At 71.2% G+C, this 13508-nt stretch carries 11 protein-coding genes; 1 reads left to right on the forward strand and 10 read right to left on the reverse strand.

The window, feature by feature from the left end:
- Positions 1-55 precede the first annotated feature (55 nt).
- From AS029_RS00130 to AS029_RS17455, 7 genes are all read right to left on the reverse strand, one after another.
- Positions 56-727 (reverse strand): response regulator, encoded by a 672-nt coding sequence (locus tag AS029_RS00130; protein ID WP_058230602.1) that lies wholly within the window; start codon positions 725-727, stop codon positions 56-58.
- On the reverse strand, positions 724-3405 hold the full coding sequence (locus AS029_RS00135) for a DUF4118 domain-containing protein (RefSeq protein WP_082642069.1): 2682 nt from the start codon (positions 3403-3405) through the stop codon (positions 724-726). Before AS029_RS00135 ends, AS029_RS00130 begins: the two co-directional genes overlap by 4 nt.
- A 260-nt stretch (positions 3406-3665) precedes the next feature.
- The gene (kdpC, locus tag AS029_RS00140) at positions 3666-4250 is read right to left on the reverse strand and encodes a potassium-transporting ATPase subunit KdpC (protein ID WP_058230603.1); all 585 of its coding nucleotides are present in this window, start codon (positions 4248-4250) and stop codon (positions 3666-3668) included.
- Between the two features lie 11 nt (positions 4251-4261).
- The gene (gene kdpB, locus AS029_RS00145) at positions 4262-6688 is read right to left on the reverse strand and encodes a potassium-transporting ATPase subunit KdpB (RefSeq protein ID WP_058230604.1); all 2427 of its coding nucleotides are present in this window, start codon (positions 6686-6688) and stop codon (positions 4262-4264) included.
- Positions 6688-8373 (reverse strand): potassium-transporting ATPase subunit KdpA, encoded by a 1686-nt coding sequence (gene kdpA, locus AS029_RS00150; RefSeq protein WP_058230605.1) that lies wholly within the window; start codon positions 8371-8373, stop codon positions 6688-6690. Before kdpA ends, kdpB begins: the two co-directional genes overlap by 1 nt.
- Position 8374: 1 nt before the next feature.
- Positions 8375-8461: a K(+)-transporting ATPase subunit F gene (kdpF, locus tag AS029_RS17120; protein WP_058230606.1), complete on the reverse strand. Its 87-nt coding sequence runs from the start codon at positions 8459-8461 to the stop codon at positions 8375-8377.
- Entirely contained in the window at positions 8461-8625 is a 165-nt protein-coding gene (locus AS029_RS17455) for a hypothetical protein (protein WP_167345208.1), read from the reverse strand. The genes kdpF and AS029_RS17455 overlap by 1 nt, the downstream gene beginning before the upstream one ends.
- 470 nt (positions 8626-9095) lie before the next feature.
- On the opposite strand from AS029_RS17455, the gene arfB reads away from it, so the two are divergent.
- A complete protein-coding gene (arfB, locus tag AS029_RS00160; RefSeq protein ID WP_058230607.1) occupies positions 9096-9533 on the forward strand; it encodes an alternative ribosome rescue aminoacyl-tRNA hydrolase ArfB in 438 nt (145 codons plus the stop codon).
- Between the two features lie 89 nt (positions 9534-9622).
- On the opposite strand, the gene AS029_RS17960 is transcribed toward arfB, so the two are convergent.
- From AS029_RS17960 to AS029_RS00175, 3 genes are all read right to left on the reverse strand, one after another.
- Complete coding sequence (locus AS029_RS17960; protein ID WP_058230608.1) at positions 9623-9988, reverse strand: PLD nuclease N-terminal domain-containing protein; 366 nt, start codon at positions 9986-9988, stop codon at positions 9623-9625.
- Positions 9989-10238: 250 nt separating this feature from the next.
- Complete coding sequence (locus AS029_RS00170) at positions 10239-12335, reverse strand: APC family permease (protein WP_058230609.1); 2097 nt, start codon at positions 12333-12335, stop codon at positions 10239-10241.
- Between the two features lie 302 nt (positions 12336-12637).
- On the reverse strand, positions 12638-13489 hold the full coding sequence (locus AS029_RS00175; protein WP_058230610.1) for a serine hydrolase domain-containing protein: 852 nt from the start codon (positions 13487-13489) through the stop codon (positions 12638-12640).
- Between the last annotated feature and the right edge of the window lie 19 nt (positions 13490-13508).

Genomic DNA, 13508 nt, shown 5'->3' on the forward strand with positions numbered 1-13508 from the left:
CCGGCCATCGGCGGGTGGGCGCGGCGCCGTCCCCCGCCGAGACCTGACCCGCGCTTCAGACCGCCAGCCGATACCCCATCCCCTGCTCGGTGAGCAGGTGCACCGGGTTCGAGGGGTCGGCCTCGAGTTTCTTGCGCAGCTGCGACATGTAGAGGCGCAGGTAGCCCGAGTCGGCGACCTGTTCGCTCGCCCAGATCTCCTTGAGCAGCGTCTGACGCGTCACGAGTGAGCCTGGGTTGCGGACGAGGAACTCCAACATCCGCCACTCCGTCGGAGTGAGGTGCACGCGGGTTCCCGCCCGCAACACCGCTTTGGCGGCCAGATCGACCTCGACGTCGCCGAAGCGGACGACCGACTCGCCGCTCGCGGGCACCGATCGCCGACCGTGCACCCGCAGGCGGGCCAGCAGCTCGTCGATCTGGAACGGTTTGGTGACGTAGTCGTCGGCGCCGGCGTCGAGGGCCTCCACCTTGTCGGCCGACCCCGTGCGACCCGAGACGACGATGATCGGCGCGGTCGTCCACCCACGTAGGGCCTCGATCACCTGCACCCCGTCGAGGTGCGGCATCCCGAGATCCAGCAAGACGATGTCGGGGTGGGACTGGGCCGCGAGGGTGATGGCCGCGGCGCCGTCGGCGGCGGCGACCACGTCGTAGCCGTGCGCGGCGAGGGTGATGCGCAGCGCGCGGACGAGCTGCGGGTCGTCGTCGGCGATCAGGATCTTCACGGGGCGTCCTCTCGGAATCGGGATGCCGCGGGCGCGCCGCCCGGCTCGGGTGGGGTGCGGTCGGCGGACACGGGCGGGCCGGATGCCGCGGTCCCCTCGCCTCGGGCCGCAGGCGAGCGGTCGTTGGTCACGGATCGCCCGAGCGGCGTCGTCGGCGTGGCCGAGCTCACCGTGTACGGATCACCCGCGGGCCGGTCGGCGGCCACCGGCAACGCCACGACCATAGTGAGCCCGCCGCCGGGGGTGTCCTCCGGCGTGAGCGTGCCGCCCATGCCCTCGGCGAAGCCGCGCGAGAGCGCGAGGCCCAGGCCGAGACCGGCGGTGTTGTCGGTGTCGCCCAGGCGCTGGAACGGCGAGAACATGTCGTCGCGGCGCTCCGCGGCGATCCCGGGGCCGTGGTCGATCACGCGAATCTCGGCGATGCCGCCCAGCCGGCTCGTCGCGATTCGCACGCGCTGCCCATCGGGGGTGTACCGGTCGGCGTTGGTCAGCACGTTCACGATCACGCGCTGCAACCGCACCGGGTCGGCGCGGAGCGCGGGCAGGTCGGGGTCGAGGGCGAGCTCGACGGCATCCGGGCCCAGCTTGAGTTCGTCGAGGGCGGCGAGCACGACCCCGGCGGCGTCCACTTCGGTCAGCGACACCGCAAGCACTCCGGCCTGCACACGACTCACGTCGAGCAGGTCGGTCACCAGCACCGACAGGGTCGCCAGGCTCTCGTCGGCGGTCTCGAGGAGCTCCCGGCGGTCGTCGTCGGAGAGGTTGTCGCCCGCGGCGCGGAGACCCCCGAGCGAGGCGACGGCGGCGGCGAGCGGGCGGCGCAGATCGTGGCTGACGGCCGACAGCAGGGCGCTTCGTACCTGATCCGTCTCGGCGAGGGCGCCGGCCTCGGCGGCCGTCTCGGCGAGGTCGGTGCGTTCGAGGGCGGCGGCGAGCTGCGCGACGACGACGTCGAGCAGGCGGCGCTCGCCGGCATCGAGATCCCGCCCGTGCAACTCGAGCACCGCGCGATCGGCGCCCACGGGAACACCCGTCGACCGGCCGTCGCGCACCGGCTCGCCGTCGGTGGCGAGCGTCGACCCATCGGATGCCACGAGCCGCACCCCCGCGAGACCGAACGCCTCGCGGGCGCGACTCACCAGCGCCGGCACGGCGCTCTCGCCCCGCAGGACGCTGCCCGCGACGGTGGCGAGCAGCTCGGCCTCGGCTGCGGCCCGGCGGGCGGCGCGGGCGCGACGGGCGGCCTGGTCGACGACGATGCTCACGAGCAGCGCGATGACCACGTACAGCCCCAGCGCGATCGCGTGCACGGGATCGCTGATGGTCACCGTGTACAGCGGCTCGATGAAGAGGAAATCGAGCGTGACCCCCGACAGCACCGCCGCGAACATCGCCGGCCAGATGCCGCCGATCAGCGCTACGACCACGACGAGCAGCTGGTACGCGAGCACGTCGGTGGTGATGGAGTCGTCGGAGCCCGTCGACAGCAGCAGCAGCGAGATGAGCGGCCCGCCGATGAGCGCGGTGACGAAGCCCAGGAGGCGACGCTTCGCGCTGAGCGCGGGGCCGGTGAGGCGCGGCAGGGTGAACCGTCCGCCGGCGCGGGCGTGATTGACGATGTGCACATCGATGTCGCCCGACAGGCGGATGACGGTCGCGCCGATGCCGGGGCCGGTGAGGGCCGCGGCCAGACGACCCCGGCGGCTCACGCCGATCACCAGCTGCGAGGCGTTCACCGAGCGGGCGAACTCGACCAGGGCGACGGCGGGGTCGTCGCCGACCACCTGGTGGTAGGTGCCGCCGAGCGTCTCGGCCAGCGCGCGCTGCTCTTCGAGCGAGCCGGGGGAGCCGCGACGCAGGCCGTCCTGCGTCGACACGTGCACGGCCACCAGCTCGCCGCCGGCCGAGCGCGCGGCGATGCGCGCGCCGCGACGCAGCAGCGTCTCGCCCTCGGGGCCGCCGGTCAGGGCGACGACCACGCGCTCGCGCGCCTGCCATGACCCCTCGATGCCGTGCTCCGAGCGGTACCGCTGCAGTGCGGAGTCGACCTCGTCGGCCAGCCACAGCAGCGCGAGTTCGCGCAGAGCCGTGAGATTGCCGAGGCGGAAGTAGTTCGACAGGGCCGCGTCGATCCGCTCCGCCGGATACACCGAGCCCGCCGCGAGCCTGTCGCGCAGCGACTGCGGGGCGAGGTCGACGACCTCGATCTGGTCGGCGGCGCGCACCACGGCATCCGGAACCGTCTCGCGCTGCGCGACCCCGGTGATCTTCTCGACCACGTCGTTGAGGGAGGCGATGTGCTGCACGTTCACCGTGGTGATGACGTCGATGCCGGCGGCGAGCAGCTCGTCGACGTCGTTCCAGCGCTTGTCGTTGCGGGAGCCGGGCGCATTGGTGTGCGCGAGCTCGTCGACGAGCGCGATTCGCGGATGCCGCCGGAGCACGGCATCCAGGTCCATCTCGTCGAGCGCGACCCCGCGGTGGGCAACGGCGCGGCGGGGGACGGTCTCGAGACCCGCGGCCTGGGCGGCGGTGGCGACGCGGCCGTGGGTCTCGACGATGGCGATGACCACGTCGTGCCCTTCGTCGCGGAGGCGGCGGCCCTCCTCGAGCATCTCGTACGTCTTGCCCACGCCGGGCGCCATGCCCAGCAGCACCCGGAGGCGCCCGCGCTTCACGCGTCCGCCCCCGCACTCGTGCGTCGGGAGGTCCCTGAGCCTGTCGAAGGGACCGGTGCCGAGAGGGTTCCGGTGGCTTCGACGGGCACAGCCACCTGGGTTGTTTGCTCAGCCACTTCCATCGCTCGCGAGGTTCCTGAGCCTGTCGAAGGGACCGGGACCCTCGCCGGTGCCGCGATGCACACGCGAACCCGCCGCCGCGCGGGAAGCGCGACGGCGGAAGGGGACGCGACGACGGGCATGTCAGCGATTCTCGTCGCTCAGAGGGCGTCGAGCGCGCGGTTGAGCTCGAACACGTTGACGCGCGGGTCGCCGAGGAAGCCGAGGTCGCGGGGCAGCGTGAGCTCGGTGACCAGCGCTTCGACGTCGGCGACAGGGATGCCACGGGCGTCGGCGATCCGCGCGACCTGGCGTTCGGCGTTCGCGACGGAGATGTCGGGATCGAGGCCCGAGCCCGAGGCGGTGACCGCATCGGCGGGGACCGTGCCCGAGCCGTTCAGCGCCTCGAAAGCGGAACGGTTCGCGGCGATCGAGTCGATGAGATCGGCGTTCTCGGGGCCGAGGTTCGAGCCCGTCGAGGCGGAGGAGTCGTAGCCGGCGGCGGACGGACGGGACTGGAAGTACTGCGGGAGCGCCTGTCCGTCGGCATCCTGGAACGATTGCCCGATCAGCGGGGAGCCGCTCACCGAGCCGTCGGCCGTGCGGACGAGCGACCCGTTCGCCTGGAACGGCAGGGCGACCTGACCGATCGCGGTGACCAGCAGCATGTAGCCGACGCCGAGCACAGCGGTGAAGACGAGCATCGCGCGGACGGCGACGCCGGCGGTACGCAGGGAGGCGCGCATGACGGGGCCTTTCAGAAGCCGGGGAGCAGGCTCACGACGAGGTCGATGAGCTTGATGCCGATGAAGGGGACGAGGACGCCGCCGAGCCCGTAGACGAGCAGGTTGCGGCTGAGGATGCTCGAGGCGCTGGCCGCGCGATACTTCACACCGCGCAGAGCCAGGGGGATGAGCACGATGATCACGATCGCGTTGAAGATGATGGCGCTGAGCACCGCGGATGCCGGTGACGACAACTGCATGATGTTCAGCACCGCGAGCCCGGGGAAGACCCCCATGAACATCGCCGGGATGATCGCGAAGTACTTCGCGATGTCGTTGGCGAGCGAGAAGGTCGTCAGGGCGCCGCGCGTGATGAGCAGCTGCTTGCCGATGCGCACGATGTCGATGAGTTTGGTCGGGTCGGAATCGAGGTCGACCATGTTGCCCGCCTCTTTGGCGGCGGAGGTGCCCGTGTTCATCGCCACGCCGACATCGGCTTGCGCGAGCGCGGGCGCGTCGTTCGTGCCGTCGCCGGTCATGGCGACGAGGTTGCCGCCCTCCTGCTCGCGCTGGATGAGGGCGAGCTTGTCTTCGGGCGTCGCCTCGGCGAGGTAGTCGTCGACGCCCGCCTCGGCGGCGATCGCCTTCGCGGTCAGGGGGTTGTCGCCCGTGATCATCACGGTGCGGATGCCCATTGCGCGCAGCTCCTCGAAACGCTCGCGCAGACCGTCTTTCACGACATCTTTGAGGTGGATGACGCCGAGCACACGGCCCTCGCCGGTAGGGGTCTCGGCGAAGGTGGCTGAGCCTGTCGAAGCCACCGGTTCTGCGCGGGTTCCGGTCCCGTCGATGGGCTCAGGGACCTCGGTGCGGGCGGAGGCGGCTGAGCTCGTCGAAGCCGCCGGGCCGTGCGTGGTGCCGGTCCCTTCGACGAGCTCAGGGACCTCGGTTGCGAGAGCGGTCGCTGAGCCTGTCGAAGCGTCCGCGGGGGTCCACGTCGCCACGACCAGGGGCGTGCCGCCGGACTGCGAGATGGCATCCGTCTCGCTCTGCAGCTGCGCGCGCAGCACCTCGGCAACGGGGGAGCCGGATGCCGCGAGCCAGGCCACCACGGCGGATGCGGCGCCCTTGCGTACCCGCGTGCCGTCGGCGAGGTCGAGGCCGCTCATGCGGGTCTGCGCCGTGAAGGGCACGGGCTCGGCGCCGCGGGGCATCTCGGCGACGATGCCCTGCGCGGCCGCGAGCTCGACCACCGAGACGCCCTCGGGCGTCGGATCGGCCTGCGACGACAGCGACGCGTACTCCGCAAGCAGCGCGGCCCCGACACCGTCGAGCGGTACGAACGCCGAGGCGCGGCGGTTGCCGTAGGTGATCGTGCCGGTCTTGTCGAGCAGCAGGGTCGTGACGTCTCCCGCGGCCTCGACCGCGCGCCCCGACATCGCCAGGACGTTGCGCTGCACCAGGCGGTCCATGCCGGCGATGCCGATCGCGCTCAGCAGCGCGCCGATGGTGGTGGGGATCAGGCAGACCAGGAGCGCCACGAGAACGGGGATCGACACCGGCGACTCGACAGGCTCAGGGACCACAGCGGAGGCGATCGGGTTGAGCACCAGTACGACCACGACGAACACGATCGACAGGCTCGCAAGCAGGATGTTCAGCGCGATTTCATTCGGTGTGCGCTGGCGCGACGCGCCCTCGACGAGAGCGATCATGCGATCGACGAACGTCTCTCCGGGCTTGGACGTGATCTTCACGACGATCCGGTCGCTGAGCACGCGGGTGCCGCCCGTGACCGCGCTGCGGTCGCCGCCCGACTCGCGCACGACCGGGGCCGACTCGCCCGTGATGGCGGATTCGTCGACGGTCGCGATGCCGTGCACGATGTCGCCGTCGCCGGGGATCAGCTCGCCCGTCTCGACGAGCACGATGTCGCCGACGCGGAGGTCGCCCGACGGGACGTCCTCGGTGGCCGCCCCGGATGCCGCGGGATCGTCGGCGGCGTAGGAAACCACCCGGCGGGCCGAGGTGGTCGTGCGCGTCTTGCGCAGGGTCGCGGCCTGTGCCTTGCCGCGGCCCTCGGCGACCGACTCGGCGATGTTCGCGAAGAACACGGTGAGCCACAGCCACACGGCGATGCCCCACGTGAAGCCGAACGGGAGCTGATCGGCGGCGGACCCGCTACCGGACGCTGAGCCCGTCGAAGCGTCGCCCAGGAACGGCTCCGCGACCGCGATCAGCGTTGTCAACGCCGCGCCCACCCACACGAGGAACATCACGGGGTTCCGCCACTGCGCGGCGGGGTCGAGCTTCTTCGCGGCGCCCGGGAGGGCGGCGACGATCTGCGCGGCGCTGAATGCGCGGCGGGGTCCTTCGGCAGGCTCGGGGGCCGCGTGGCGCGGAGCCGGGGCCGGCCCTTCGACGGGCTCGGGGACCGCGGGAGCGAGGGGTGTGGACATCAGAGCGCAAGTCCTTCGGCGAGGGGTCCGAGGGTGAGGACCGGGAAGTAGGTGAGGGCCGTGACGATCGCGGCCACGCCGGCGAGCAGACCCGCGAACTGCGGGCGGTGCGTCGGCAGGGTGCCGGCGGTGGCGGGCACGGCATCCTGGGCCGCCAGCGCCCCGGCGAGGGCCAGCACGAACACGATCGGCAGGAAGCGTCCGAGCAGCATGGCCACGGCGAGGGCCGTGTTGAACCACGGGGTGTTGGCGGTCAGACCCGCGAAAGCGGAGCCGTTGTTGTTCGCCGCCGAGGTGAAGGCGTACAGCACCTCGCTCAGGCCGTGCACGCCCGGGTTGAGTATCGAGGTGCCCTCGACATCGTCCCGGATGCCAGGAACGCCGAAGCTCAGCGCGGTGCCCGCGAGCACGAGGGTGGGCGTGACGAGGATGTACAGGCTGGCGAGCTTGATCTCCCTCGGGCCGATCTTCTTACCCAGATACTCCGGCGTGCGGCCGATCAGCAGACCGCCGACGAACACCGCGATCACGGCGAGGATCAGCATGCCGTACAGGCCCGAACCGACGCCGCCCGGTGCGATCTCGCCAAGCATCATGTTGAGCATCGGCATGCCGCCGCCCAGCGCCGTGTAGCTGTCGTGCATCGAGTTCACGGCCCCGGTCGAGGTCAGCGTGCTGGTGGAGCCGAACAGCGTCGAGCCGAAGATGCCGAACCGCACCTCCTTGCCTTCCATCGCGCCGCCCGCGAGCATCGGCGCGGTGCCGGCCCCGGCCATCTCGGCCCAGGTGAGCAGGGCGGTGGATGCCGCGAAGATCGCGGCCATCACACCGAGGATCGTGTAGCCCTGGTGGTCGTCGCCCACGATGCGGCCGAACGCGCGGGGGAGCGAGAACGGGATGACGAGCATCAGGAAGATCTGGAAGAGGTTCGTCCAGGGCGTCGGATTCTCGAACGGGTGCGCGGAGTTGACGTTGAAGATGCCGCCGCCGTTCGTGCCGAGCAGCTTGATCGCCTCCTGCGAGGCCGCCGGCCCACCCGGGATGGACTGGGCCGCGCCTGCGAGGGTCGTGGCATCCGTGAACCCGTTGAGATTCTGGATGACGCCGCCCGCCAGCAGCACGATCGCCGCGACGACCGAGACGGGCAGCAGCAGGCGGAAGGTGCCGCGCACGAGGTCGACCCAGAAGTTTCCGATCACGCCGCTGCGGCGGAAGGCGAAGCCGCGCACGAGGGCGACGGCGACGGCGATGCCGACGGCCGCGCTGACGAAGTTCTGCACGGTGAGGGCCGCGAACTGTGCGGTGTAACCGAGGGTGGTCTCACCGCCGTACGACTGCCAGTTGGTGTTGGTGACGAACGAGATCGCGGTGTTGAACGACAGTGCTTCGCCGGGGGCTTCGAGGCCGAGGGAGTACGGCAGCACCGTCTGCAGGCGCAGGAGGGCGTAGACGAGCACGACGCCGACGAACGAGAACAGCAGCACCGACCGCAGGTACGCCTGCCAGGTCTGGGCGCTGCGCGGGTCGACGCCGATCAGGCGGTAGGTGCCGCGCTCGACGACGAGATCGCGCTCGCCGGTGTAGATGCGGGCGATGTAGTCGCCGAGCGGGCGGTACGCCAGGCCGAGGGTGGTGATCAGGGTGAGGCTGGTCAGGACGATGGACCAGATGGTTCCGGCATCCATGTCAGAACTTCTCGGGGCGCACGAGCGCAACGACGAGATACACCACGGCGGCGACCGCGAGTGCGGCGGCGAGGATCGAGAAGAACATCACGGTCGCTCGACCCCGCTTCCCGCGGGGCGGGAGCGGCCCGGCGCGGAAGTGCGGGGCGACGAGGGGCGGGCTTCGGGCCCGAGCCGCTCGACCCCCTTGGCGACGAGCGCGACCAGCGCGAACAGCGCGACGGTCACGGCGAGGAAGACGACATCGAGCACGACGACTCCAGGTTCGGAGGTGTCCGCGGCGGACCGCGGGCGCCGCGGGGCGGCACGTGTGTCGATACAACTCCGCCGGGCCGTGGCATCCGGGCGTCCTTACGGTTTCCCTACGGCTCGCCGACGGACCCATACGGACTGCTGACGGGGTGGGTGCGACGAGGGCCGAGCACGACTCCTGCGGAGGAAGCCGCGAGAGCGGGCGAGCGCGTCGGAAGGGCCGATGTGCAGGAGTTGTGCCCGGGGTGACGGACCCGCGGCCGGCGCCGCGGCATGCCGGCGAGTCAGGGGCCGCGCCTCCGCCCGCGCCTGCCGGCGGAGCCGTCGGGCGGAGCGGCCGCCGCCGTCGGGCCGGTCGCCCGCACAACTCCTGCACAAAGCACCTCTCGGCGCGGCAGACGACCCGGATACCGGCACCTGCAGGAGTCGTGCGCGCGCCGCGGGGGAGCGAGGCGGCGCAAGATGGACACATGCCTGCATCCGACGACCCCGGTGTGCGGGTCTCGGCCGGGCTCGTGATCCCGGCGTCCGAGCTGTCGTGGCGGTTCTCGCGGTCGTCGGGTCCCGGAGGGCAGGGCGTGAACACCGCCGATTCCCGGGTGGAGCTGATGTGGGATGCCGCCTCGTCGGGCGCACTGACCCCGGTGCAGCGGCAGCGGATCGTCGAGCGGCTGGGCAACCGCCTGGTCGCCGGCGTGCTCACCATCGCGGCGTCGGAGCACCGCAACCAGCTGCGCAACCGCGACGCCGCGCGCGCCCGCCTCGCCGCGATCGTGGCCGAAGCGGTGCGTGCTCCGGCGCCTCCCCGCCGCGCGACGAAGCCGACGCGCGGCTCGACCGAGCGCCGCCTGCAGGCGAAGCAGCGTCGCACCGATGTCAAGCGGATGCGTCAGCGGCCGACCGACTGACGTCGGCTGCGTGGAGGCCACTCTCGGCCCCGGCGCGGGGCTCAGCCGGTCCTCAGCCGCGGGGCCCGGCCTCAGCCGCAGCGCCCGCCTCAGCCCGCCGCGCCGCCGTCCGCTCGGCGGCGGCGCACCTGCTCCTCGAGGTCGGCCAGGTGCATCTCGCGCTCCAGGTCGGCGATCTGCTGCTCCGTGCTCCGCGCATCGTGCGGGTGCGGTGCGGGCGAGGGGTCGGGCGTCTTCTGCCACCGCCGCGGGTCGCCGAATGTCATCGGCGTCGAGCGCTGCTCGTACTCGCGACCGAGCGTGAACCACAGGATCGAGCCGATCAGCGGCAGCAGCACGATGAAGAACACCCAGACGAACTTCGGCATGTGTTTGACCTGGTCGTCACGGCGGGTGATGGCATCGATGAGCGCGATCACCATGACGGTCAAGGTCAGCAGGGCGAGGATCGGCATGACATCCACCCTGGCGTGAGCACGCGGCGGTGTCCATGTTCGGTGCCGCGGGCGGCGCGTGCCGCGCTCCGGAGAGAAGGGCTGGCAGAGGCACGCCTCGGCCCTTTTCGGCCCGGTTCGCCGCGAGGTTCCGGAGCCCCGCACACCCCGGCCTGCGGCGGGGCGAGCGCGACCCAATATGCGGAACCGTGCACGACCGGCCCCGCAACGCCGACGCCCCCACCACGAGGGCGGGGGCGTCGGCGCGGATTCAGGATGCCGAGCCGGGCGGCGGCGTCTTCTTCCCGCGCGGGGCCGGGGCGTTGGCCACGGGCTGCCCGCCGCGCTGCTGGCCGGGGAGCGGCCGGGAACGGCGGCCGTAGATCAGCTCCGACGAGTCGAGCAGCCACGGCACGAGGGTGATGGTGACGCCATGCACGAGCATGAGCTGGTGCGCCAGACGCCGCGACCGGCGGTTGTGCAGGATCGACTCCCACCAGTGCCCCACGATGTACTGCGGCAAGTAGACGGTGACCACGGCGGAGCCGTTCTTCTCGCGGTACCGCTTGATGAACGCCGACACCGGCGAGGTGTACGTGCGGTAGGGCGAGTCGATGATGACGAGGGGGATGGGCACCTCGTGCTCGGCCCAGTCCTTCTGCAGCTTGGCCGACTCCTCCTCGGTGATCGCGACGTGCACGGCCAACGTCTTGTCGTGCTTGGCCGCGAGGGCGTAATCGATCGCCTTCGACGTGGGCTTCTGCAGGCGGTTGACCAGCACGATCGCGACGTCGCCCGACGAGCCGAAGTGCACCGTGTCATCCATCTGGATCTCGTGCTCGACATCGCGGTAGTACCGGTTCACGCCGACCATGAGCACGGCGAGGATCGGGATCGCGATGAACACCAGCCACGCGCCGTGGGTGAACTTGGTGACCGTGACGATCAGCAGCACGAGCACGGTCATGGCCGCGCCGAGCGAGTTGATCCACAGGCCCGAGATCGCCGACCGGCGCTCGATCGCGGCGGATTGCTGCTTCGCCGCCTCGGCCGGCAGGTCGCGAAGGCCCCGCAGCACGCGTCGCCAGTGCTTGACCATGCCGATCTGCCCGAGCGAGAACGACACGAACACACCGATGATGTAGAGCTGGATCAGCGTCGTGAGGTTGGCCTGGTACACGATCAGCACGCCGATGGCGACGATGCCGAGGATGATCATGCCGTTGGAGTACACGAGCCGGTCGCCGCGGGTGTTCAGCGCCTTGGGGGCGTAGCCGTCGCGGGCGAGAACGGCGCCCAGCAGCGGGAAGCCGTTGAACGCGGTGTTCGCGGCGAGCAGCAGCACGCACGCGGTCGCGGCCTGGATGACGAAGAAGAAGATGCTGCCCGCACCGAAGGTCGCGGCGGCGACCTGCGCCATGAGGCTCGGTTGCGGGTTGTTGACGCAGTCGAAGCCGATGAGGTGGCAGGGGTTCTCGGCGTAGTGCACCTTGGCGATCAGGGCGAGGGCGGTCAGACCGGCGAACAGCAGGATGGCGATGCCGCCCATGAGCGTCAGCGTGGTCTGGGCGTTGCGGATCTTCGGCATCCGGAACGCGGGCACGCCGTTCGACACGGCCTCCACGCCCGTCAGTGCCGAACAGCCGCTCGAGAACGCGCGCAGCACGAGCAGGATGAGGGCTGCCTGTGTGAGCGACTCCGCCTGCACGTCGTACTCCGCACTGGAGGCGACGGGCGCGTCGCCGGCGAGGGTGCGGATGAGGCCCACCACGATCATCACGGCGACGGAGCCGATGAAGAGGTACGTCGGGATCGCGAAGACGCTCGATGCCTCGCGCACGCCGCGGAGGTTCACGATCACGATCAGGATGACGAAGCCGACGGCGATCTCGACGCGGAACGGGTTCAATTCGGGCAGCGCCGAGATGATGTTGTCGACACCGGATGCCACCGACACGGCGACCGTGAGCACGTAGTCGACGAGCAGGGCCGCGGCGACGATGACGCCGGGGATCTCGCCGAGGTTCTTGCTCGCGACTTCGTAGTCGCCGCCGCCCGAGGGGTACGCCTTGATGAGCTGGCGGTAGCTCAGCACCACCACCACCAGCAGCAGCACGACCGCCACCGCGACCCACGGGCTGAGCGTCAGCAACGCGGTGCCGCCGATGAGCAGGATCATCAGCAGCTCCTGCGGGGCGTAGGCCACGGAGGAGAGGGCGTCGGAGGCGAAGATGGGCAGAGCCATCTTCTTCGGGAGGAGCTGTTCGTCGAGTTTCTCGGACGTCAGGGGCTCGCCGATCAGGATTCGTTTCGCGATCGGAGTCTCTTCGACGTCCCCGCGACTTTCGTCAGTCACGGCGCGCGACATTACGCGCACTGGGAGTTCTGCGCAATCCGGCGCGCTCGGCGTTCATCGGATGGTCGCTCGCGGGGAGAGAGGCGAGGTGGCTGAGCGTGCCGAGGGGTCGCTCCCGCGGATTGCGGGGGTGGCTTCGACAGGCTCAGCCACCGGGCTGAGGCTCAGCCACCGTGCCCGGGCTCAGCCACCGGGCTGAGGCTCAGCCGCCGCGCTCTGGCTCGGCCGTCGCGCTCAGCCGCGGCCGTCGCGCTCCGGCGCGGCCACCGCGCTCCGGCGCAGCCATCGCGCTCCGGCGCGGCCATCGCACAGGTTCAGACGCCGGTCGCGCGGGTGGTGATGAACGCCGCCAGCGCGTCGGCGCCCCCGTGATCGTGGGCGGTGACGGTGACGACCGCGTCGCCCGCGAACACGATGAGCTGGCCGTGCGCGCCGTGCAACCGCCAGCCGTCACCGGGGCCGTCCCACCCCGCGAGGGCGTAGCGGCGGTACCCGTCGGCGTCGCTGCCCGTGGGCACCCAGCCCGCGTGCATGGCATCCACGATCCCGGGCGAGACCAGGCGGCGGCCGTCGAATGCGCCGCGGTCGCGGATCAGCTGGCCGAGGCGCGCCATCTCGTCGGTGCGGAGGGCGATTCCTTCGCCGCCGAGCACGCGACCGAGGGGGCAGCGGCGCCACGAGACGTCGCCGAGGCCGAGGGGGGCGAACAGGCGGGGACGCAGGTACGCCTCGATGTCGCCGACCCGCTGAGCCAACGCGTGCATCGCGGTGTAGGTGCTGGCGTTGGAGTACTGGAAGACGCGACCGCGTGACGGTCGGGAGAGGAACTCGGCCGCGAGGTCGGGCCAGTCGGTCATCATCGTTTCGGAGTACGGGAAGTCGATGCCGCTGGTCATCGTCAGGAGATGCCGGAGCGTGAGGTCCCGGGTGGTGGGCAGCAGACCGCGCACCGGGGTGTCGAGGGTCACCAGCCCCTCACCGGCGGCGAGCCCCACGGCGAGCACGGCCACGGCCTTGGCGACGGAGTGGATCTCCTCCCGCTCATCGGGAGTCCACCGCCGGGTCGCGCTGTCGTCGCCCACCCGCACGTGCAGGCCGTGCGCGACGAAGTCCGTCTCGTCGATGCGGGCGGCGATCGTGTCTCGAAGCTCCTCGGCGCGGGTCATTCCCACAGTGTCTCCCGAC

It is taken from the genome of Microbacterium enclense, from assembly GCF_001456955.1.
Taxonomy (GTDB): domain Bacteria; phylum Actinomycetota; class Actinomycetes; order Actinomycetales; family Microbacteriaceae; genus Microbacterium; species Microbacterium enclense.